Origin of the sequence: Streptomyces sp. MUSC 14 (genome assembly GCF_001866675.1) — a bacterium.
Taxonomy (GTDB): Bacteria; Actinomycetota; Actinomycetes; order Streptomycetales; family Streptomycetaceae; genus Streptomyces.
This window is the reverse complement of sequence record NZ_MLYN01000025.1, coordinates 13,683-32,147: the sequence shown is the minus strand read 5'-3', so window position 1 is coordinate 32,147 and position 18,465 is coordinate 13,683. Positions and strand designations below refer to the sequence as shown.

Sequence of the window (18,465 nt, the reverse complement as noted above, 5' to 3'; positions counted from 1 at the left end):
GGCGCGCGCCCACCGGTGCCCGCTCGATCCGCCCGGGGGACGGTCCGCGGCCGCCGGGTCCACCGCTACGCGGAGGGCGCAGCCTTCCGTGAGCGGCGGCGCCGCACTGCGAACGCGCCGCCGGAGGCGAGGGCCAGCCCCGTGGCGGCGACGCCACCGGTGACCGCCCAGGACGGGTCGGCTCCGTCCGCGACGGGCTGGCCGGCGATCGTGACGTGCTGCTTCGTGGTCTGCTGTCCGTGGTGGCTGACCACGGTCACGGTGTAGCGGCCGTTGGGGACGTCGCCTCGCAGTTCTGCGTGACCCGCGTAGACCGTGCCGGGGTCGTCGCATTTGCAGCCGGGGTCGTCCGGGCTGTCCGTCTTGATGGTCAACGGGCCCTTGAAGACGGGCGACGTGACGGTGAGGGAGTCCTCCCCTGGTGCGGCCCGCAGATCGGTGAGGACCACCCGGACGTCACTGCCCGGGCGGAGGGAGGCGGGTGTGCCGCTGCCGGGGGACGCGTTCCTGGGACCGATGACGAACCGGTAGATCTGCGCGGTGTTCTCGGCCAGGATCTTGAGTTGTGCGGTGGCGACGGTACGGCCGTGGCTCGTCGCGGTGACCGGATAGGTGCCCGCGCGCAGGCCCGAGCGGACGCGGTGGTCTGTTCCCGGCGCGTCCACCTGGGCCGACTGCGTCGACCCCTTCTTCAGGGGAGTCAGGGTGATCGGTTCCTGCAGAGCCGGGGAGGTGACCTCGGCCTTGTCCCATCCGGGTGGCATTCCGTCGAGGCTGAACCAGATGGCGTCACCCGCCTCCAGGGCGAGGTTCTGACCCGCGTGGTACTCCAGGCGGACCCCCGGAGACGGGCTGCCGCCCGAAGCCGGGCTCGCGCCCTCGGCGGCCGACGCCCCCGCCGCCCCTCCCAGCAAGGCGGCTACGGCAAGACCGGCGACGCCCACGACCCCAACTGCGTTGCGGAACAACGATTCCCCCCTGGCCAGAGATGGCTGCGGCGGTCGACCGCAGCCATCTGTCGACCAGGAAGAGGGCAGGAGCGGGCAGCTGGTTGCCGACGACCAGGGCTCAACAGACGACGAATCAAGTTCAGGACGCGACGGAATCAATACACCATGTAGTGATCGTGCCCCGCCGAGCGGGTAACGGCGATCACAGCGAAAGTGCAGGTCGTGGGCCACATTCCGTAGCTGACGGAGCGCCGGACGGATATTGCGTCGGACCAACCGCTCGTGTGCGCTTCCACCAGCGCCACTGCACCGACGTCCCCCTCGCCTGGATCCTCTGGGGCAAAGGGCTGCCTGACCTGCTCGATCTGCCTCTCGATCCCCCGCACGTTCTCCTGAAGATCCATAGTCACCATGCTCGGACGTTCCCGCGGTGGCTTGAGCACGAAGGTCCACCTGGCCGGTGACGCCCCGGACTTCGAAGCCGTCATGGCCGAAATCCAGATCCCGCGGAGCGGCCTCGGCAGCCCAAGAACCCGCCCTACGATCGTCCTCGCGGATCGCGCCCACTGTTCACGCGCGATCCGTGGGCACTCCCGTCGACCCGGCATCCGTGCGGTCATCCCACAGCCCGCCGGCCAGATCGGCCACCGTCTACGGCGAGGCCGCGCCGGAGGCCGCCCGCCCGGCTTCGACGCCGGGACATACAACGAGCGCAATGCCGTCGAGCGGTGCATCGCCCGACTCAAGCAGTGGCGCGGCCTCGCACTGCGGACGGACAAGCTCGCCACCGCTTACCAGGCCCCGCTCCGTCCTGCTGCCACCTCATCTGGGCCCGGCACCGAGCAAGGCCTCCGAAGAGTTCGTCAGGACACCCTATGGATGACGAGACGGTTCTGCTCCCCGTCAAAGATGCCGGCCAGGACGTTGGCGTCCGGCCGGTGCCCGACGAAGAGACCTTGCTGGTCAACATGCACGATCAGGATGTCGTGACTGTCGATCACCTCAGAGATGCCCCGGGTCTCGATCGTGTCCGACCACGCGTCCAGGTTCCGGCCGAACCACTCCGGCAGCCCGCACGGCCCACTCACCGCGTCCCAGAAGTCGTTGAGTGTTTCGATCAGCCGTCCACGTAGGTCAACGATCAGCTCGCTTTCCGTCATCGCAGCAGACTAACGAGCATCACTACGGGTCCCTGACCGGTCAAAGAGACAGACCCTGGTCCGATGGGCGGGCGCCGGTCACAGGGACACCAGCACGCCCATGCCTTCCTCACCTCAGGTGAAGAAGGCATGGGCGCGAAGGGCCGGCCCGAGAGAATGCCGGCTATCGCTGCGGCGCCCCGGACGTCACTCGCCGAGGTCGTCCTGGATGTCGTCCAGCGACTGCTGACGGCCCTGCTGATGGCGCTCTTGCTGCTGCTGGCGCGCCTTGTCCTGCGCCTGCTGGCCGCGCTGCTGGGCCTGCTGCCTGGCCTGCTCGGCCTTCTGCCTGGCCTGCTGCGCCTTCTGCTGCATGTCGTCCTTCATGCCCATGGGGCTTCACTCCTTGAGTGGGGGTAAGCCCAGGCTGGCATCCGGCTGTAACCGTCGCATCCCGAAGCATCACACTCCGTGACAGCGTCTCGAACGCCCCCTTACAACTGGACCCGTACAACTGGCCCCAGCGGGCCTTAGACCGGCGAAGGCGGGCGGTATCCACGGAGGACGAGGCCGACGGCATCGGTGAGCGCGGCGGAGTCGCGGCGGCGGGTTCGAGCTGCCGAGGCGCTTCAGGCGACGACGCGAGAGACGGCCGCGGCAAACGTCTTGGCCGCGCGTGAGGCGGCGGGGAAGGCCGCGCGAGCGAGGGAGGAGGCCGACATCGCGGCTCGGGAGGCCGCTGCGGTTGTCCTGCGGCTGTTCGACGACGACGCGGAATTGGTCTCTGAGCTGCTGGGTATACGGCGGAGGACCTGGAGGGTGAGGCGACACCCGTTACCGCCGCCCGCGCAAAGGAGATCACCGAGACACTGCGGGCCCAAGCCGAGCGCCCACGCACCCGTCGTACCCGCACGCCACGGGCAGAGGCATCGGTCCCGCCTCCGCCGCCAACACCCGATGTTCCGGCCCCGGTTGTCATGCCGGATGGCGGCCGGACCGATGCCGCCTGAGAACGACCTCGGGCCCGGGTTCCCGCTCACTGCTTCGAACTCCGGGCCCGCCCCTCTCGACGAGCAACTGGCCCTGATCGGTGAGCCAACGCCCGTGCGTGTACCGGCGGTTGACTGGGGAGCACGGCCGGCCAACAAGTCGGCTCGGGCTCGTCACCGGGCAACGTCGATCGGACATCATCCGACTCCAGCCGCTGGTTCTGGACGGCAGCGGTCTCCAGTACGTGTGATCCTGTCCCCGGACCATCCGTCAGCGCGCATGACCTCTATCGCTTCCGCGTGGTCGTCATTCCGGTGATCGACCACCTGTTGGGCGTGGTCGGTGTCGGCGAAGGGCACCTCACGCCCGCCGAGCGTGACGACGAACACGGGCCCGACCTTGTGCTGGGTCCCGTCTCGCACCACGTCGTTCGCGTCCTTCCAGGAAGCCAGGCAGCGGAGTCGTCGGGTCCAATGGCCCATTCGACGGCGGCGACGACCTCGTCGTCCAACGCATCCAGGAGGTGGCCGTACGTGTCCACCGTGGTCGTGACGGGCTCCTGGCCCAGACGCCGCTGGATGGCGGGCAGCAGCGCCTCGGCCGCGATCAGCCACGACGCGTGGGAGTGCCGGAGGTCGTGAACCCCCGGCACCGCATCGCGAACACCGCGCGCCAGACAGCGATCAAGGGCAGGGAGCGACCCGCGCCGATCGAGGTTCCTGACGTCTCGTCAGCCAACTCGACGGCAACCTGGCAGTCGACCGCAACAGCGACGGCACGACCATCTGGTCCAACGACGCATCAGACCACTCCGGCTCCTACGGGCACATGCAGAGCGATGGCAACCTCGTGGTCCACGAGAGCGGCGGCGCCCCATGCATCAGCGACGCCCTGTGGTCTACCAGCTGCCGCTTCGGCCGGGAGCACTTGCGCAGGGCCTGCAGGGCCCTGGTCGGCGGCGGTTCACCCACCGCCGGCGCGGGGCTGCTCCGATGCCACGGTCGTAGCGTCACTGGTCCTGGCCATGGGCCCGTCGTGTTTTCAGGGAGTTTCAGCGCGGGACGGGCCGGGACGCGGGGGGCTTTCGATTCCACACAACAGTGCAGGTCATGGTACTAACGCACGAACACCTCCGCAGGTCGGCGAGTCTTCCGCCGCCAGTGGACCGTCAACCGCGTGACTCCGGCATCCCGCCCCTGAGGGTGGGCCCCGGCCGTGACCGCTTGCCGAGACCGCTTTCCGTCCTACGGTCTGACCCATGGCCGACATCGGAGCTTCCCCACTCCCCTCCACGCCCCAGGCGCGCTCCCCGCTCTTCCGCGCCGAACAGTTCGTGTGGCTCACCGCGCGCGTGCTGGAGCAGCGCCTCTTCGCCCACCACTTCCTGCACGGCACCGCGGACGCGGTCGAGACGGCGCTCGACGCCTACCGCAACGAGGACGGCGGGTACGGGCACGCGCTGGAGCCCGATCTGCGCGGACCCGTGAGCCAGCCTCTGCACACGGAGCACGCCCTACGCGTCCTGGACGCCATCGGGCGCTGCGGCGGACAGCGGGTGGAACGCGTGTGCCGCTATCTCACCGCCGTCTCCACGGCGGACGGCGCGCTGCCGGCGGTCCATCCCAGCCAGCGCGACTACCCGGTGGCGCCGTTCGTGCGGGTCGTCGACGACCCGCCGAGCGATCTGCTCACCACCGGGCCGGTGGTCGGGTTGCTGCACCGCAACGAGGTGTGGCACGCCTGGCTGTTCCGGGCGACCGACTTCTGCTGGCAGGCCGTGGAGTCGCTGGGGAAGTCCCACCCCTACGAGGTGGAGGCGGCCGTGCTCTTCCTGGACTCCGTCCCCGACCGCTCGCGCGCGGAGGCCGCCGCCGACCGGCTGGGCCGCATGGTGCGCGAGCAGCGGCTCGCGGCACTGGACCCGGACCGACTCGACGCCTATCCGGTCGCGCCCGGCTACGCCCCCGCCGAGCACCACTTCCCGCACGACTTCGCGCACGGCCCGGACTCGCTCGCGCGCGCGTGGTTCACGGACGACGAGATGTCCCGCTCCCTGGACCACCTGGCGGCCGAGCAGCAGGACGACGGCGGCTGGCCCGTCCGCTGGCGCCGTTGGGCCCCGGCTCCCGCCCTGGAGGCGCGCGCCCTGGTGACGATCGCGGCACTGCGCACCCTGAGGTCGTACGGCCGCTTCGTGGGCTGAGCCGGCCTGGTCCGGCCGCGGCCCCGTGTCGCCCTCCGAGGGCCCGTATGCCGGCCGTCACCGTGACGGCAGCCACGACGACCAGCAGGAACGGCGCACGCAGCAGCAGCGTTACGGCGGCCGCGCCGAGCCCGGCCGCCCGCGCGTCCAGCACGAGCGCGTGCCCGTCGGCGAACGTCTGCTGGGCCCGTGAGCGCGGCCAGCAGGGCGGCGAGCCAGGCGTGCGGCAGCATGCCGTAGGCATCACGGAACGCCCGCAGCAGGGCGAACTGGCTGGTGCCGAGGTCGGTGGCCAGCCGCTCCAGGGTCGGCGGCGCGGTCATCCGCTCGTCCAACACGGCACGCGCGCGTGCCGCGAGGCCGGCTCCGGCCGTGCGGACCGGGCGCTGCGGCAGCGGGCCGCGTTCAGCCTCAGCAGCCTCGTCACGGCCACCCGCAGCAGGGGTGTCGGCGGCGAGCGCGCTGCCCTCTTCGGCGGCGCGCAGCACCTGGTGGACCAGGCGAACGGCGTTGGGGTCGTCGAGAACGGGGCGTGACGAAGCCCGGGGTGCCCCAAAGCGTCGTGGTCTCGGCCTCGATCGCGGCGACCGTCTCGGACGAGGGCTAGACCGCGCCGTACCTCCGGCCCTCGGGAACGCCGGCGCGGCCGGTGTGCGCGGTGTCCGGGTTGACCAGGGCGAGGGCTCCGGCGCCCGCGGACACGTCGGAGCCGTGGTGGTGGAAGATCTCGACGCCGTCGGCTGTCGCGGCGATCACGACGTGCTCGTGGGTGTGCCGGACGAAGGTCTTGCGGACGTACCGGGCCCGCAGCAGGTCCACGCCCGGCAGGTCCTCGTAGCGCCGGTGCCGCGCACGCTGCACCGGCCGGTGCCCGTGCGTCCGGCCACCCGTCCGTCCCCCGCCCCGCCCGGTCGCGCCCGCCACGTCTCCGTCCTCCGCCCCACCGCCCCGCGGCTTCTCCCCTCCACCCGTGGCCTCCCTTCGGCCCATCGCACCTCGGCTGCCGCGTCCCGCCGACCGCGCTCGGCCCCGCTCGCGCCGGACGCACGACGTTTCCCCAGGTCAGCGTGATTGTCAGTGGTCGGGTGCAGGATGGACGCATGGTCAGCTCCGCACACCGAGCCCTCGACGGCTTCTCGCCCGCGACCCGCGGCTGGTTCACGGGGGCGTTCTCCGCGCCCACCGCGGCCCAGTCGGGTGCGTGGCAGGCCATCGGGGCAGGCTCGGACGTGCTGGTGGTGGCCCCGACCGGCTCCGGCAAGACGCTGGCCGCGTTCCTCGCCGCCCTGGACCAGCTGGCCTCGTCCCCGCCCCCGGCCGACCCGAAGAAGCGCTGCCGAGTGCTGTACGTGTCACCGCTTAAGGCCCTCGCGGTCGACGTCGAGCGCAATCTGCGCAGCCCGCTGACCGGCATCCGCCAGGAGTCCGTGCGCCTGGGCCTGCCCGAGCCCGAGGTCAGGGTGGGCATCCGCTCCGGCGACACGCCGGCCGCCGAGCGCCGCGCGCTGTCCACGCGTCCGCCGGACATCCTGATCACCACTCCCGAGTCGTTGTTCCTGATGCTGACCTCGGCCACGCGTGACGCGCTCACGGGCGTGGAGACCGTGATCCTGGACGAGGTGCACGCGGTCGCGGGCACCAAGCGCGGCGCCCATCTCGCGCTCTCCCTGGAGCGACTGGACGAGCTGCTGCCGAAGCCGGCCCGCCGGATCGGCCTGTCGGCGACGGTCCGCCCGGTCGACGAGGTGGCCCGCTATCTCTCGCCGCGTCGCAAGGTGGAGATCGTCCAGCCCGAGTCGGGCAAGGAGTTCGACCTGTCGGTGGTCGTCCCGGTCGAGGACATGGGCGAGCTGGGCGGCTCCCCGGCGGCCGACGCGGCGGAGGGGGGCGAGCGGCCGTCGATCTGGCCGCATGTGGAGGAGCGCATCGCCGACCTGGTCCAGTCGCACCGCTCCACGATCGTCTTCGCGAACTCCCGGCGCCTCGCGGAGCGGCTGTGCAACCGGCTGAACGAGATCGCGTACGAGCGCGTGACCGGCGAGCCCCTTGCGGAGCACCACGCCCCCGCGCAGCTGATGGGCGGCTCGGGCGCGGCCCAGGGCGCTCCCCCGGTGATCGCCCGCGCGCATCACGGCTCGGTCTCCAAGGAGCAGCGCGCCCTGGTCGAGGAGGACCTGAAGGCGGGCCGGCTGCCCGCGGTGGTCGCCACGTCCAGCCTGGAGCTGGGCATCGACATGGGCGCCGTCGATCTCGTCGTCCAGGTCGAGTCCCCGCCGTCGGTGGCCTCCGGGCTCCAGCGCGTCGGCCGCGCGGGGCACCAGGTGGGTGCCGTCTCCACCGGTGTCGTCTTCCCCAAGTACCGCGGTGACCTCGTCCAGGCCGCCGTGGTCACCGAGCGGATGCGCACGGGCTCGATCGAGTCCCTGAGGGTGCCCGCGAACCCGCTGGACGTGCTCGCCCAGCAGCTGGTCGCCATGACGGCCCTGGACACCTGGCAGTTCGACGACCTGCTCGCCGCGGTCCGCCGCGCGGCCCCGTTCGCGTCCCTGCCGGAGTCGGCGTTCACGGCGGTCCTCGACATGCTCGCGGGCCGCTATCCGTCGGACGCGTTCGCGGAGCTGCGCCCGCGCGTGGTGTGGGACCGCGTGACCGGTGAGATCACCGGCCGCCCGGGCGCCCAGCGCCTCGCCGTCACCTCCGGAGGCACGATCCCCGACCGGGGTCTGTTCGGCGTCTTCCTGGCCGGCTCTGACCCCAAGAAGGGCGGCGGCCGGGTCGGCGAACTGGACGAGGAGATGGTGTACGAGTCCCGGGTGGGCGACGTCTTCACCCTGGGCACCAGCTCCTGGCGCATCGAGGACATCACGCGCGACCGCGTCCTGGTCTCCCCCGCGCCCGGCGTGCCCGGCCGCCTCCCCTTCTGGAAGGGCGACCAGCTGGGCCGCCCGCTCGAACTGGGCCGCGCGGTGGGCGCGTTCCTGCGCGAGGTCGGCTCGCTGCCCAAGGACGACGCCCGGCCGCGCCTGCTGGCGGCCGGCCTGGACGCCTGGGCTGCGGACAACGTGCTGTCGTACCTGGACGAGCAGCGCGAGGCCTGCGGCCATGTCCCGGACGACCGCACGATCGTCGTGGAGCGTTTCCGCGACGAGCTGGGAGACTGGCGGGTCGTCGTCCACTCCCCCTTCGGCGCCCAGGTCCACGCCCCCTGGGCCCTCGCCCTCGGCGCCCGCCTGTCCGAGCGGTACGGCATGGACGCGCAGGTCATGCACGCCGACGACGGCATCGTGCTGCGTCTGCCCGACGCCGACCTGATGGGTCTGGACCTGCTCGACCAGGCGCCGATGAAGTCCGGCACGGAGTACGACAGCGAGCAGGCGCCCGTCGGCGCGGCGGACGTCGCCTTCGACAAGGGCGAGGTCGACCAGGTCGTCACCGACCAGGTCGGCGGTTCCGCTCTGTTCGCCTCCCGGTTCCGTGAGTGCGCAGCGCGCGCGTTGCTGCTGCCGCGCCGCAACCCCGGCAAGCGCACGCCGCTGTGGCAACAGCGCCAGCGCGCGGCCCAACTGCTCCAGGTGGCAAGCGAGTTCGGCTCGTTCCCGATCGTCCTGGAGGCGGTCCGCGAATGTCTCCAGGACGTCTTCGACGTCCCCGGGCTCGTCGAGCTGATGGGTGACATCGAGTCCCGCAAGGTCCGCCTGGTCGAGGTCACCACGCCGGAGCCGTCACCGTTCGCCCGCTCCCTCCTCTTCGGGTACGTCGCCCAGTTCCTGTACGAGGGCGACTCCCCGCTCGCCGAGCGCCGTGCCGCCGCGCTGTCGCTGGACTCCCGGCTGCTGGCCGAGCTGCTGGGCCAGGCCGAGCTGCGCGAGTTGCTCGACGCCGAGGTACTGACCGAGCTGGAGCGCGAGCTGCAGTGGCTCACCGAGGACCGCCAGGTCAAGGACGTCGAGGGCGTGGCCGACGTGCTGCGGCTGCTCGGCCCGCTGACCGACGCCGATCTGGTCGCGCGGGGCGCGGATCCGCACTGGGTGCGGGAGCTGGCCGGGGCCCGCCGGGCCATCAAGGTCCGGATCGCCGGCACCGACCAATGGGCGGCGATCGAGGACGCGGGCCGACTGCGGGACGCGCTCGGCACAGCACTGCCGGTCGGCGTGCCCGAGGCCTTCACCGAGCCGGTCAAGGACCCGCTCGGCGACCTACTCGCCCGCTACGCGCGTACGCACGGCCCGTTCACGTCGGCCACGGCGGCGGCCCGCTTCGGCCTGGGCGTCGCGGTGACCGAGGGCGCCCTGCACCGGCTCGGGGCGGGCGGCCGGGTCGTACAGGGGGAGTTCCATCCGGCGGGCATCGGCCAGGAGTGGTGCGACGCTGCCGTACTGCGTCGTCTGCGCCGCCGCTCCCTGGCGGCGCTGCGGCACGAGTTGGAGCCCGTGCCCCCCGCCGCGCTCGCGCAGTTCCTGCCGCAGTGGCAGCACATCGGCAAGGGCCACGGGGTGCGCGGGATCGACGGACTGCTGCGCGCCGTCGAGCAGTTGCAGGGCGCCTCCGTGCCCGCCTCCGCGCTGGAGAAACTGGTCCTGCCCTCCCGCGTGGCGAACTACACGCCCGCGATGCTCGACGAACTGACCGCCGCCGGCGAGGTGGTGTGGGCCGGTGCGGGCGCCCTGCCCGGCAAGGACGGCTGGGTCTCCCTCTATCCGGCCGACGCGGCCCCCCTGCTCCTCCCGCCGCCGCACCCTCTGGAGCTGACCGCGCTCCACCAGTCCGTCCTGGACGCGCTCTCCGGCGGTTACGGCCTGTTCTTCCGCCAGATCGCCGATCAGGTGCGGGCCACCACCCACCCCGACGTCACCGACCCCCACCTGGCCGACGCGCTCTGGGACCTGGCCTGGTCCGGGCGGCTCACCAACGACACGCTCGCCCCGATGCGCTCCCTGCTGGGCTCGGGCCGTACGGCGGGTTCGACCGCGCACCGCGCCAAACGGCCGGTCCCGCGCGGGCGTTACGGCTCCCTGACGGCCGCCGCCCGGCCCGCCTCCCGCTCGGGCCCGCCGACCGTCGCCGGCCGCTGGTCGCTGCTGCCCGCGGCGGAACCGGACGCCACCGTGCGCGCCCACGCACTGGCCCGCACGCTGCTGGACCGGCACGGTGTGGTCACGCGCGGGGCGGTCGCGGCGGAGGGCGTCGAGGGCGGCTTCTCGGCGGTCTACCGAGTGCTGTCCGCCTTCGAGGACAGCGGCCAGGCGCGGCGCGGTTACGTGGTCGAGGGGCTGGGCGCCGCCCAGTTCGCCATGGACGGCGCGGTGGACCGCCTGCGCGCGGTGGCGAACGCCCGCGACCGGAGCGAGGGCCTGCCCTCCCCGGCCCACCGGAACGGCTCCCTCCAGAACGGCTTCCCGGGTATCCCGAACGGCCTCGGCGGCGACGTCGCGCCCCACGGCCACACCCTCCCCGGTGCCTTCGACGGCTCGGACGGCGGGTTCGCCCACCCCGGCCTCGACGGCGACTTCGCGTGGCCGCCGGCGGACCCGCCCGCCCGCGACGCGTACGTCTCCCCGCGCGACCTGGCCGACCCCTTCGCCGCCCCGGGCTACGGCGGCCCCCGAGGCGGCACCACGGCCTACGGCTCACCGGCGAACCGGGCCTACGGCGGCGGTCGTGCGGGCTCGCCGGCACTGGACCCGCGGGCCGTGGTCCTCGCCGCGGCCGACCCCGCCAACGCCTACGGCGCCGCCCTGGCCTGGCCGGAGTCGCCCACCGGAGCCGGGCACAAGCCGGGCCGCAAGGCGGGCTCGCTGGTCGTCCTCGTGGAGGGCGAGCTGACGCTGTACATGGAGCGCGGTGGCAAGACCCTCCTCGCCTGGCCCGCCACCCCGGACACCCCGGCACCCGAGGACCCCCGCCTGCGTACGGCGGCCGAGGCCCTGGCCGCGGCGGCCCGCGCGGGCTCGCTCGGCACGGTCACCGTCGAACGGATCAACGGTGCCCCTGCCCTGACCTCGCCGACCGGCACCCTGCTGGAAGGAGCGGGCTTCGTGGCGACACCCCGCGGCCTGCGGCTGAGAGCGTGACAGCGGCCGCGCCCCCGCCGCACCGCACCGTGACACCCTGGACCCATGCCCGAAGGTGACACGGTCTGGCAGGCCGCGCGGCGGCTGCACGAGGCCCTCGCGGGCAAGGCACTGACCGTCAGCGACTTCCGGGTGCCGAGGTACGCGACGGTCGACCTCGCCGGCCGTACGGTGCTCGGCACGCTCCCGCGCGGCAAACACCTGCTCACCCGCTTCGAGGGCGGCCTGACCCTGCACACGCATCTGCGGATGGAGGGGTCCTGGAAGGTCTACGGCACGGGCGAGCGCTGGCGGGGCGGTCCGGCGCACCAGATCCGCGTGGTCCTCGGCACCGCCGACCGCACGGCCGTGGGCTACCGCCTCCAGGTCCTGGAACTGCTGCGCACACGGGAGGAGGAGCGGGTCGTCGGCCATCTCGGCCCCGACCTGCTCGGCCCGGACTGGGACCCGGATCGCGCCCTGGCCAACCTCCTCGCCGACCCCGCCCGCCCGCTCGGCGAGGCCCTGCTCGACCAGCGCAATCTGGCCGGGATCGGCAACATCTACAAGAGCGAGCTGTGCTTCCTGCTCGGGGTGACCCCCTGGCTGCCCGTCGGCGCCCTGCCCGCGGACCGCGCGGAGAAGCTGCCGCCACTCGCCAAGAGGCTGCTGGAGGCGAACCGCGACCGCCCGGTCCGCCAGACCACGGGCCTGCACCGGCACGACCTGTTCGTCTACGGCCGCGCGCCCCGCCCCTGCCTGCGCTGCCGCACCCCCGTCCGCGAGGCCGACCAGGGCGACGGCTCCCGGGCCCGCCCCACTTACTGGTGCCCCACCTGCCAGACGGGCCCCGCCCCCTTCCCCGGCCCGCCGCAAGGCCGCCCCGCCCGCGACCCCCACCACCCCGGCTGACACCACGCCCACGCTCCGCCTCACGCGGCCGGCCACTGACCGATCCCCGCCCACTAATTGACGACCCGTCAGAAATGCTCGTACGGTCACTTCATGGCCCTCTCGGCGTACGACCTCACCGGACGGACCGCGTTCGTCACCGGCGCCGCCGGAGGCATCGGCCGGGCCTCCGCCGTACTGCTCGCCGAGGCGGGCGCGACGGTGCACTGTGCCGACCGGGACCCGGAAGGACTGCACGGCACGGCCGCGCTGATCAAGGACCGCGGCGGCACGGCCGTCGTGCACGTCCTGGACGTGACCGACCGGGCCCGGCTCGCCGAGGCCGTACGGTCCTGCGGGCGCCTGGACGTGATGGCGGCGATCGCCGGGATCATGCACAGCAGCCCCGTGCTGGAGACCCGCGACGAGGATCTCGACCGGGTCCTGAACATCAACTTCAAGGGCGTGCTGTACGCGTGCCAGGAGGCCGCCCGCCTGATGCTCGCCCAGGACGTCCGGGGCAGCATCGTCACGATGGCGTCGGGCGCCGTCGACACGGGCGGGCCGGGGCTGCTCTGCTACGGCGCGGCGAAGGCCGCCGTGGTCCAGCTGACCAAGACCCTCGCCACCGAGGTCGGCCGGCACGGCATCCGGGTCAACGCGGTCGCGCCGGGGTGGATCCGCACCCCCATGACCGAGCGCCACGACCGGGAGGCACAGGCGCACACCGAGGGCACGATGGCCCGGTTGGCGCCCCTCGGCCGGGTCGGCGAGCCGGACGACGTGGCGCACGCGGTGCTCTATCTGGCGTCGGACGCCTCGGTGTTCACGACGGGTCAGATACTTCGCCCGAACGGGGGCGTGGCGATGCCCTGGTGACGTCCCCGGCCCACCAGGCCGCCGCCCAGCGTCCCGTCCGCACCGCCCCCGCCGCCCGCCCCTGAGGTACACAGTGCACGGGCAGTACGCTCAGCCCCCACCCGCCGACCACGACGGCCCCTTCCAGCACTCCCGAGCCCTGCCCCAGCACGAGCCGCAGTCCGGCCCACCACCACACGGCCGTGAGTCCCAGCCCGAGCGCCCAGCGCACTATCCGCGCCACCATGGCCGCCACCACCTCCTGCGTGACGCTAGACCGCCGCCCGCCCGGCGCGGGAGGCGCACCGAGGGCTCATGGATGCAGCACCCCCGGCGGCACACCCGGCACACAGCGACCACACGGCGCGGGACACCGAACCCCGGCCGGCCGCCTACGCGTTCTCCGCCTGGAACATCCAGTGATGCTTCTCCAGATCCGCCGTGACCCCGATGAAGATGTCCTGGGAGACGGGGTCCGGTTCCCCCGTCGCCTCCACCCGCTCCCGCATCCGGGTGATCACCGCGCCGAGCGCGTCCACCATCGTCCTGACCGCGTCCCCGTCCTTGATCCAGCCGGCCGGGGTGGCGCCGATGCCACTGCCGGACGCGACCGAGGCAGCGCGCCCGTCAGGCGGTACGCCGAGCGCCGAGGCCCGCTCCGCCACCGTGTCGGAGTGGGTGCGCGCGGAGGCGACGACCTCGTCGAGCTGGAGGTGGATGGACCGGAAGCGCGGGCCGACGACGTTCCAGTGGATCTGCTTGGCGACCAGCGACAGGTCCACCAGGTCGACGAGGGCACCCTGGAGCGCTTCGGACACGGTCTTCAGATCCGCGTCGGCCAACGAGCTCTTCACGACGTACATCCGTCTTCCTCCGGTGCTTCGGCGCGGTCACGTCCCTCCCACCATGACCGCACCGCACACATCGGGCAAATGGACGCATGACCGGACGCGAACGGCCGAAGCCCCGGCCGGCTCCCCCAGGTCTCCCTGGAGCAGCCGGCCGGGGCTTCATTCGTCTTCGGACGGCTAGGCCACGCGCGCGAACCTCACGCGGCGACCACGTCCACAGCCTCCGCGGGTGCCTTGATGGTCACCCGTTCCGGTGGTACGCCGGTCACCGACACCGAACCCAGCATCGGACGGACCGGCGTGGGCACGGGCTCGGTGGCCGCGGCGGACTGGGCCAGCTCGGCGAGCGCCAGCTCGTCGCTCACCTCTCGCATGAGTTCCGACATCCGTACGTCCAGCGCGTCGCAGATGGCGGAGAGCAGCTCGGAGGAAGCCTCCTTCTGCCCCCGCTCCACCTCGGAGAGATAGCCGAGTGAGACTCGGGCGGACGAGGAGACTTCGCGCAGAGTACGGCCCTGGCGTTGGCGCTGCCGACGCAGCACGTCACCCAGCAGGCGACGGAGCAGAATCATCGGTGGCTCCCTCCTCGGACCGCGTAGCCGCATCCTTCTCGCCCCACCGTACCGCCTCGCGCTGCGGCCGTGCGGGGAGCGATGTCGTGTTCACTCAGGGCTGCAAACATCAAAACCCCCCGTTCCGTTCCGTATCCTGTGCCCGCTCATTCCCGGTCTGTTCGCCCGCAAGCTGCTCAAGGAGCAGAGCGAGTACGCTCCGTACACTCTCCATACGAATTTCCGCACGGCTGCCGTTCAACCGCAGAGCCTCCACTTTTCCGCCACCGGCAGAACCGGCGCGGTCGGTGACGGGGCCGTCGGCTGCGACGAACACCGTCCCGACGGGCTTGCCGTCCTGCGGATCGGGGCCGGCGACTCCGGTGGTCGCGATGCCCCAGTCGGCATCCAGCGCCTTGCGTACTCCGGCCGCCATCTGGGCCGCGACCTGCGGATCCACCGCTCCCTGCCGCGCCAGCAGGGCGGCGTCGACGCCGAGCAGTCCGTGCTTGAGTTCCGTGGCGTAGGCGGTGACCGAGCCCCGGAACACCTTGGAGGCTCCGGGGACTCCCGTGATCTCCGCCGCCACCAGACCACCGGTGAGCGACTCGGCGACGGCGAGCGTCTCGCCCCTCACCGTCAGTAGTCGCACCAGTTCGGTGGCCGTGGAACTCACGCTTCCTCATCCTCCAACGCTGCCGCGCGCTCGGCGATTCCCTGGCGGCGCAGCACAATGGCTTGTCTTACGTAGTCGAGACCGGTGGCGACAGTGAGGACGACCGCCACGGCCATCACCCAGAACCTCAGAGTCGCCAGCCATCCCGTCAGTGCCAGGACGTACATGCCGACGGCGACGCCCTGGGTGAGCGTCTTGAGCTTGCCGCCCCGGCTGGCGGGGATCACGCCGTAGCGAATGACCAGAAAACGCAGCAGTGTGATACCGAGCTCCCTGCCGAGGATCACCGCGGTGACCCACCAGGGCAGATCGCCCAGGGCCGACAGACAGACGAGCGCCGCCCCCATGATCGCCTTGTCGGCGATGGGGTCGGCGATCTTCCCGAAGTCGGTGACCAGGTTGTAGGTGCGCGCCAGATGCCCGTCGAACAGGTCGGTGATCATGGCGATGGCGAAGGCTGCCCAGGCCAGCGAACGCCAGGCCGGGTCGTAGCCGCCGTCCGCCAGCATCAGCGCGACGAAACCGGGCACCAGGAGCAGCCGGAGCATCGTCAGCAGATTGGCGACGTTCCAGACACTCGCCTGGTTGACGGCCGCGGCCGTGATCTTCCCGCCGCGCGCGGGCTTGCCGCCACTGCCACTGTCGGGACCTGGAGCAGAACCGGAGACCTCGGACCGTGCGCCGTCGGCAGCGGCGGCGGAACTCCGGGCGCCCTGTGCGCCGGAGGAGCCGCCCGCGGCGGAAGCCGGGACTCCGGTCATCTGCCCGCCTCCTCACTACACGCGAGCGAGCCGGCCAGCGGCTCGGCCACCAGGTCGACACCTTCCGTACCGACCACCTTCGCCTCGACCATACGTCCGACACTCAGGCCCTCGCCGCTCGTGAGCAGCACCTGGCCGTCGGTCTCGGGCGCCTGGTGCGCGGCGCGGCCGTAGACGCCCTCTTCCCCGTCGACGGACTCGACCAGGACCCGCACGCTCTCGCCGACGCGCTCCTCGGCGCGCTGCGAGACGAGTTCCTCGGCCAGCCGGGAGATGTGCGCGAGCCGCTCGGCGACGACGTCCTCGTCGAGCTTGTCCTCGTACGTCGCCGCCTCCGTGCCCTCCTCGTCGGAGTAGCCGAAGACACCGATGGCGTCCAGGCGGGCGCCGGTCAGGAAGCGCTCCAGCTCGGCCAGGTCGGCCTCGCTCTCGCCGGGGAAACCGACGATGAAGTTGGAGCGCACGCCCGCCTCGGGGGCCTTGGCGCGGATCGTGTCGAGCAGTTCGAGGAAGCGGTCCGTGTCGCCGAAGCGGCGCATAGCGCGCAGCACGTCCGGCGCGGAGTGCTGGAAGGACAGGTCGAAGTACGGGACGACCTTGGGGGTCGAGGTCAGCACGTCGATGAGCCCCGGACGCATCTCGGCGGGCTGGAGGTAGCTCACCCGCACCCGCTCGATGCCGTCGACCTCGGCCAGCTCCGGCAGCAGGGACTCCAGCAGGCGGATGTCGCCCAGGTCCTTGCCGTAGGAGGTGTTGTTCTCGGAGACCAGCATGATCTCCTTCACGCCCTGCTCACCCAGCCAGCGCGCCTCGTTCAGCACGTCGCTCGGGCGGCGTGAGATGAAGGAGCCGCGGAAGGACGGGATGGCGCAGAAGGAGCAGCGGCGGTCGCAGCCGGAGGCGAGCTTGACCGAGGCGACCGGGGCGCCGTCCAGCCGGCGGCGCAGGGGCGCGCGCGGGCCGGAGGCCGGCGCAAGGCCCTCCGGGAGGTCGGCCGGGCCGTGGCCGGGCAGCGCGACGGCGGCGGCCGATTCCTGCCGCTCGGCCGGGCTGATCGGCAGGAGCTTGCGGCGGTCCCGCGGGGTGTGGGAAGCGTGGATACCGCCGGACAGGATGGTCTGGAGGCGGTCGGAGATGTCCGCGTAGTCGTCGAAGCCGAGCACGCCGTCGGCCTCGGGCAGTGCCTCGGCCAGGTCCTTGCCGTACCGCTCGGCCATGCAGCCCACCGCCACGACGGCCTGGGTTCTTCCGTGGTCCTTGAGGTCATTGGCCTCGAGGAGGGCGTCGACGGAGTCCTTCTTCGCGGCTTCGACGAAGCCACAGGTGTTGACCACGGCGACGTCGGCGTCCGCGGCGTCCTCGACGAGCTGCCAGCCGTCCGCCTCCAAACGGCCTGCGAGCTCTTCGGAGTCCACCTCGTTACGAGCGCAGCCGAGAGTGACGAGTGCGACGGTACGGCGTTCAGGCATGGGCTCAAGACTACTTTGTCTCACTGACAGCCCACGTCGACGGGGTTGGCCGATCTTGGCCAACCCCGTCACATCTGCGATCCGGCGGGACCGGTCAGCCCGCCACCGGGTCGCCCTTCGTGTAGGTGAGGCGCTCCACGGCGCCCGGCTGGAACTTGTCGTCGATCTTCTTGCCGTTGACGTACAGCTCGATCGCGCCGGCGTCGCCGAGGATCAGATTGATCTTGGAGCTGTCCTGGAAGGTCTTGGACTCGCCCTTCTTCAGCAGTCCGTCGAACAGCATCCGGCCGTTGTGGTCCTTGGCGTTGATCCAGCTGCGTCCGTTCGGCGCGCTGACCTGCACGGTCACCTTGTCCTGCGGGGCCGCGGCGATGGCGCTGTCGGACGGCTCGGTGCTCGGCGCGGCGGGCTTGTCCTTCGTCGGCGTGGGCGAGGCAGACCTGGTCGCGGACGGCGAGGTGCCCTCGGCGACCTGCGTCTTGGAGTCGTTTCCGCCGCTGCCGCTCTTGAGCGCGGTGAACCCGACGAAGCCGATCACGACGACGATCGCGGCGACCATGGCCGCGGTCCAGTTCGGCCCGCGGCGCTCGGGACGGATCCGCTCCGCCTCGAACAGAGGCGCGACAGGGGTGGGTGCGGGGCGGCCGCCGTGCTCGGCGTCGTACTGGGCGATCAGTGGCGCGGGATCCAGGTGGACGGCCTTGGCCAGCGTACGGATGTGCCCGCGTGCGTACACATCTCCGCCGCAGGGGGCGAAGTCGTCCGCCTCCATGGCGTGCACGATGGCGATACGGACCCGGGTGGCACTGCTGACGTCGTCCACGGTGAGCCCGGCCGCGATCCGCGCCTGCTGGAGAGCGCGGCCCACGGAGACACGGGCTTCCTGGGACTCGTCTGGGATCGGACGCTCGTCTTCAGGGGAGTTGCCGATGGACACGGGGGCGCCTTTCGAGCGTGTGAGCCACCTGTGCTGGAGGTTCAGTCTAGGGGGGTACGAAAGGTTGGGGCGACAGGGCGGTGCTATTTGTACGCCATCAGAACAACCGCTCATCCCAATGGCGGGACAGACACGTCCC

General features: G+C 72.1%; 14 protein-coding genes and 2 pseudogenes. 5 read left to right on the top strand and 11 right to left on the bottom strand.

Annotated elements, in window-relative coordinates; translation table 11 throughout:
* Positions 1-65 precede the first annotated feature (65 nt).
* Together BIV25_RS16390 and BIV25_RS16385 are read right to left on the bottom strand one after the other, a co-directional pair.
* Positions 66-968, bottom strand: coding sequence for a hypothetical protein (locus tag BIV25_RS16390; protein ID WP_256255850.1), 903 nt, complete (start codon positions 966-968; stop codon positions 66-68).
* A 137-nt stretch (positions 969-1,105) separates the two neighbouring features.
* The gene (locus BIV25_RS16385; RefSeq protein WP_143076647.1) at positions 1,106-1,354 is read right to left on the bottom strand and encodes a hypothetical protein; all 249 of its coding nucleotides are present in this window, start codon (positions 1,352-1,354) and stop codon (positions 1,106-1,108) included.
* Positions 1,355-1,364: 10 nt separating this feature from the next.
* Between BIV25_RS16385 and BIV25_RS54360 the strand changes: the two are divergent.
* Positions 1,365-1,822 (top strand): annotated as a pseudogene (locus BIV25_RS54360) (transposase); the annotation flags it as partial.
* Here the strand turns inward: BIV25_RS54360 and BIV25_RS16380 are convergent.
* The gene (locus tag BIV25_RS16380) at positions 1,814-2,110 is read right to left on the bottom strand and encodes a barstar family protein (protein ID WP_071373075.1); all 297 of its coding nucleotides are present in this window, start codon (positions 2,108-2,110) and stop codon (positions 1,814-1,816) included. The pseudogene BIV25_RS54360 and the gene BIV25_RS16380 overlap by 9 nt on opposite strands.
* Positions 2,111-2,296: 186 nt before the next feature.
* A complete protein-coding gene (locus BIV25_RS16375) occupies positions 2,297-2,482 on the bottom strand; it encodes a hypothetical protein (RefSeq protein WP_071373074.1) in 186 nt (61 codons plus the stop codon).
* A 1,855-nt stretch (positions 2,483-4,337) separates the two neighbouring features.
* Here BIV25_RS16375 and BIV25_RS16365 point away from each other — a divergent pair.
* On the top strand, positions 4,338-5,282 hold the full coding sequence (locus BIV25_RS16365) for a hypothetical protein (protein WP_071373072.1): 945 nt from the start codon (positions 4,338-4,340) through the stop codon (positions 5,280-5,282).
* A 179-nt stretch (positions 5,283-5,461) separates the two neighbouring features.
* On the opposite strand, the pseudogene BIV25_RS16360 reads toward BIV25_RS16365, so the two are convergent.
* Positions 5,462-6,143 (bottom strand): annotated as a pseudogene (locus BIV25_RS16360) (AraC family ligand binding domain-containing protein); the annotation flags it as partial.
* A 239-nt stretch (positions 6,144-6,382) separates the two neighbouring features.
* On the opposite strand from BIV25_RS16360, the gene BIV25_RS16355 reads away from it, so the two are divergent.
* From BIV25_RS16355 to BIV25_RS16345, 3 genes are all read left to right on the top strand, one after another.
* Positions 6,383-11,353 (top strand): ATP-dependent helicase, encoded by a 4,971-nt coding sequence (locus tag BIV25_RS16355; RefSeq protein ID WP_071373071.1) that lies wholly within the window; start codon positions 6,383-6,385, stop codon positions 11,351-11,353.
* Positions 11,354-11,398: 45 nt separating this feature from the next.
* Entirely contained in the window at positions 11,399-12,244 is an 846-nt protein-coding gene (locus BIV25_RS16350; protein ID WP_071373070.1) for an Fpg/Nei family DNA glycosylase, read from the top strand.
* 93 nt (positions 12,245-12,337) lie between these two features.
* Entirely contained in the window at positions 12,338-13,102 is a 765-nt protein-coding gene (locus BIV25_RS16345) for an SDR family NAD(P)-dependent oxidoreductase (protein ID WP_071373069.1), read from the top strand.
* 371 nt (positions 13,103-13,473) lie between these two features.
* Here the strand turns inward: BIV25_RS16345 and BIV25_RS16340 are convergent, their stop codons facing one another.
* From BIV25_RS16340 to BIV25_RS16315, 6 genes are all read right to left on the bottom strand, one after another.
* Positions 13,474-13,944, bottom strand: coding sequence for a Dps family protein (locus BIV25_RS16340; protein ID WP_071373068.1), 471 nt, complete (start codon positions 13,942-13,944; stop codon positions 13,474-13,476).
* A 185-nt stretch (positions 13,945-14,129) separates the two neighbouring features.
* Positions 14,130-14,504 carry a helix-turn-helix domain-containing protein gene (locus BIV25_RS16335; RefSeq protein ID WP_030178264.1) on the bottom strand — a complete coding sequence of 125 codons (375 nt, stop codon included), beginning with the start codon at positions 14,502-14,504 and terminating at the stop codon, positions 14,130-14,132.
* 109 nt (positions 14,505-14,613) lie between these two features.
* Positions 14,614-15,159, bottom strand: a complete 546-nt coding sequence (locus BIV25_RS16330) for a CinA family protein (protein ID WP_071373067.1) — start codon at positions 15,157-15,159, stop codon at positions 14,614-14,616.
* Positions 15,156-15,920 (bottom strand): CDP-diacylglycerol--glycerol-3-phosphate 3-phosphatidyltransferase, encoded by a 765-nt coding sequence (gene pgsA / locus BIV25_RS16325; RefSeq protein ID WP_071373066.1) that lies wholly within the window; start codon positions 15,918-15,920, stop codon positions 15,156-15,158. The genes BIV25_RS16330 and pgsA overlap by 4 nt, the downstream gene beginning before the upstream one ends.
* Positions 15,917-17,389 carry a 30S ribosomal protein S12 methylthiotransferase RimO gene (gene rimO, locus BIV25_RS16320; RefSeq protein WP_071373065.1) on the bottom strand — a complete coding sequence of 491 codons (1,473 nt, stop codon included), beginning with the start codon at positions 17,387-17,389 and terminating at the stop codon, positions 15,917-15,919. The genes pgsA and rimO overlap by 4 nt, the downstream gene beginning before the upstream one ends.
* Before the next feature lie 94 nt (positions 17,390-17,483).
* Positions 17,484-18,326: a helix-turn-helix domain-containing protein gene (locus BIV25_RS16315; RefSeq protein WP_071373064.1), complete on the bottom strand. Its 843-nt coding sequence runs from the start codon at positions 18,324-18,326 to the stop codon at positions 17,484-17,486.
* Positions 18,327-18,465 lie beyond the last annotated feature (139 nt).

Excerpts from the sequence above, each read along its gene's own strand:
- BIV25_RS16385 (WP_143076647.1), bottom strand. The coding sequence starts at position 1,354 with ATGGATCTTCAGGAGAACGTGCGGGGGATCGAGAGGCAGATCGAGCAG.
- BIV25_RS16380 (WP_071373075.1), bottom strand. The coding sequence starts at position 2,110 with ATGACGGAAAGCGAGCTGATCGTTGACCTACGTGGACGGCTGATCGAA.
- BIV25_RS16375 (WP_071373074.1), bottom strand. The coding sequence starts at position 2,482 with ATGGGCATGAAGGACGACATGCAGCAGAAGGCGCAGCAGGCCAGGCAG.
- BIV25_RS16365 (WP_071373072.1), top strand. The coding sequence starts at position 4,338 with ATGGCCGACATCGGAGCTTCCCCACTCCCCTCCACGCCCCAGGCGCGC.
- BIV25_RS16355 (WP_071373071.1), top strand. The coding sequence starts at position 6,383 with ATGGTCAGCTCCGCACACCGAGCCCTCGACGGCTTCTCGCCCGCGACC.
- BIV25_RS16350 (WP_071373070.1), top strand. The coding sequence starts at position 11,399 with ATGCCCGAAGGTGACACGGTCTGGCAGGCCGCGCGGCGGCTGCACGAG.
- BIV25_RS16345 (WP_071373069.1), top strand. The coding sequence starts at position 12,338 with ATGGCCCTCTCGGCGTACGACCTCACCGGACGGACCGCGTTCGTCACC.
- BIV25_RS16340 (WP_071373068.1), bottom strand. The coding sequence starts at position 13,944 with ATGTACGTCGTGAAGAGCTCGTTGGCCGACGCGGATCTGAAGACCGTG.
- BIV25_RS16335 (WP_030178264.1), bottom strand. The coding sequence starts at position 14,504 with ATGATTCTGCTCCGTCGCCTGCTGGGTGACGTGCTGCGTCGGCAGCGC.
- pgsA (WP_071373066.1), bottom strand. The coding sequence starts at position 15,920 with ATGACCGGAGTCCCGGCTTCCGCCGCGGGCGGCTCCTCCGGCGCACAG.
- rimO (WP_071373065.1), bottom strand. The coding sequence starts at position 17,389 with ATGCCTGAACGCCGTACCGTCGCACTCGTCACTCTCGGCTGCGCTCGT.